This is a genomic window from Kitasatospora sp. NPDC097691, from assembly GCF_040302665.1.
In the GTDB taxonomy this organism is placed as follows: Bacteria; Actinomycetota; Actinomycetes; order Streptomycetales; family Streptomycetaceae; genus Kitasatospora.
Window position 1 is genome coordinate 1 of sequence record NZ_JBEORY010000123.1, and the last position, 2656, is coordinate 2656.

2 protein-coding genes and 1 pseudogene are annotated in these 2656 nt (G+C 71.3%); 2 read left to right on the forward strand and 1 reads right to left on the reverse strand.

Features of this window, described 5'->3' with window-relative positions; all coding sequences use genetic code 11:
• The first annotated feature begins 254 nt into the window (after positions 1–254).
• The gene (locus ABTY56_RS38545) at positions 255–1058 is read left to right on the forward strand and encodes a serine hydrolase (protein ID WP_350634360.1); all 804 of its coding nucleotides are present in this window, start codon (positions 255–257) and stop codon (positions 1056–1058) included.
• Between the two features lie 27 nt (positions 1059–1085).
• Complete coding sequence (locus tag ABTY56_RS38550; protein ID WP_350634361.1) at positions 1086–2039, forward strand: hypothetical protein; 954 nt, start codon at positions 1086–1088, stop codon at positions 2037–2039.
• Positions 2040–2059: 20 nt separating this feature from the next.
• Here ABTY56_RS38550 and ABTY56_RS38555 read toward each other — a convergent pair.
• Positions 2060–2656 (reverse strand): annotated as a pseudogene (locus ABTY56_RS38555) (hypothetical protein); the annotation flags it as partial.

Consider the following 2656-nt stretch of genomic DNA (forward strand, 5'->3'; position numbering starts at 1 on the left):
CGGGGGGCCCCCCCCCCCCCCGCCCGCCCCCCCGCCCCGCCCCCGGCCCCCCCCCCGGCCCCCCCCGCCGCGCCGGCGCCGCCCCCGGCCCGGGTCCCCGCCACCACCCACTGACCGGGCCCGACGAACGCCTGCGGATACCGAACCCGCAGGCGTTCGGCTGTCTCCGGCCGAATTCCGGGGTACGGAACCCGCAAACGGGTAGACGGCTGTCAGCCCGACTCAACCGGCGTGGAAGGAACGAGATGGCCCCGATGGTCGATTCCGAGGGATTGCGCTCTGCCATCTCGGCACAGATCGAAGACTTCGCCTCGGCCCCCGGCACGGGTGTGCGCAGCGTCATGGTCCGGACGCTCGACGACCCCCGCCTCACCGTCACCCACCGTGCGGACCTCGTGCTGCCGGCCGCTAGCCTGGCGAAGATGATCCTCGGGGTGGCCCTCTTCGAATCCGCCGAGCGCGGCGAACTCGACCCCGGGTCCCGCGTCCGGATCGGCTCCCTTCCGGGAACGATGTATCCGAGCGTGCTCCAGGCCCTCGACCCCGATTCCACCGTCACCGTCCGGGAGTTGTGCGGCTTCGCCCTCGTGACCAGCGACAACCCTGCAGCCGAACACGTCAGAGCGGTCCTGGGCCAGGAACGGATCGACGCCACGATCAAGGCCATCGGCCTGCACTCCACGGTCTTCCCCGTCGGCTTCTCCGAACGGGAGCTCGGACCTCTCGGGCGCGCCAACACCACAACCGCCGAGGACATGCTGCGGCTGGTCGAGTACATCGACCGCACACCTCACCTGGAACCGATCCGCCGCTACCTGGTCAACTACCTGCGGAACGACAGGATTCCGTCCCGCCTGGACGACGACGTCCCGGTCCGACACAAGACCGGCAGCCTGCGCGGCATCGTGAACGACGCGGGCATCATCCTCCACCCCGCCAACCGGATCGCGATGGTCTTTCTGACGGAGGGACAGTCCGATAACGTCCTTACGGCGCAGGAGATCGGGGCAGTCTCCGAGCGGATCGTCCGGATCATCGCAGAAGGGGCGGCGCACTGACGCCGCCCGCGGGGGTGGCGCGTGGCCGTGTCTCAGGAACGACAACTGCGCAAGGTGCTCGCGCTGGTCAACACCCTCGCACTGACCGTGGGCCTGGTCTGCGTCGTGACGGCGGCGCTGCTGACCCACCAGCAGGTTCTCGCCACCGTCCTCAGCCTCATCGGGGGCGCCTTCGTGTCGGCGGCGGCGGTCACCCTGGCCATCGGTTCCCTCACCGTGCGGGAGACCACGGAACAGGTGGACAGCGCCGTGCTCCGCGGCATGCAGGACGTACTCGGCCCGGTGCGCGATCCGCTGTTCGCCGGAGCGTTGTCCGCCTACCGTTACGACTGCCTGCTCTCACCCGCGCCGCCCGATGACGCCCACCCCGACTACCTCTACCAGAGCTTCCGGATCTCCTACCGGATCGATGCCCTGCCGGGAACGGTGACGATCGCCTGCCTCGCCTCCAACGACGACACCGGCCTGGACGGCTTCACGGGGCCCGAGTGCCTGCTCCGATGGATGATCGACGACAACCTGGACCCGGACGACCCCACGGTCTTCGCCGTCGGCGCGGTCCGGGTGGACAACCGCGAGCTGGAACGCCGACCCGCGACCCATGAAACCGTCGCCGGCGGACGCGCCAGGATCGAGCACTTCTCGGTCCCGCACGACGCCCAGGTCACCGTGGGCCATCTCGTCGAGCTGAGCGTCACAGCACGCAAGTTCGTGGGCAATGACCGGCGGATCCGGGTCCAGGCCCAGGTCTTCCGCCATGTCACCGACGCCGAGTACCGGCTCAACATCGACCCGGCCATCAAACCGACCCGCCTGAGCGTGAACGCCTCGGAGATCAGCGCGCTCGGGGCCGCCCACGGCGCCAGCGTTCGGGCCACATTCCCCGCGCCGTTCAACAACACCGCCGGTCTGATCCAGCTCCCGTTCCCCCTTCAGCCCGGAAGTGTCATGGCGTTCACCATCGATCGGGACGTGAGCTGAGCTACTGCCCCCCGGGGGTGTCAGCCGGTGGCGCGGATGTAGATGTCGGCGGCGCCGGAGAGGCCGCCGGGGATGGCGGCCACGTAGATGCGGCGGGTGGAGGGGGTGCGCGTGGGCGTGGTGGTGGGAGTCGGGGTGACGGTCGCGGTGGGAGTGGGAGTGATGACGGCGGGCTCGTCGGGGGCGGGGGTGACCTCAGGGATGGGAGTGGTCTCCGCATCCGGACCGGCCTGCGCGTCGGCGTCCGGGTCGTCGTCCGGGTCCGCCTCGGAGCCCGTCTCGGAGGCGACGGGGGTGGCGTCGCCGGCGGGAGCCGGAGCCGCGGAGGACGACGGCCCGGACGGCGAGGAGTGCGAGGAGTGCCAGGAGTGCGAGCAGGACGGGGACGGGGACGGAGAGGCCTCGGCCTCGGGGAAGGCGGACGGTGAGGAGGCCGGAGACGGCAGAGCGGACGGCGACGAGACCGCGGAGGGCAGAGCGGACGGCGACGAGACCGGCGACGGCGGAGCGGACGGCCCCTCCGGGAGTTCCCGGGGCCCGCCCCGGTGCCACGGTGACAGCGCCAACTCGCACGCCCGCACCCGCACCCACCCCTCCGGATCACCCGATCCGGCCAC

Excerpts from the sequence above, each read along its gene's own strand:
- ABTY56_RS38545 (WP_350634360.1), top strand. The coding sequence starts at position 255 with ATGGTCGATTCCGAGGGATTGCGCTCTGCCATCTCGGCACAGATCGAA.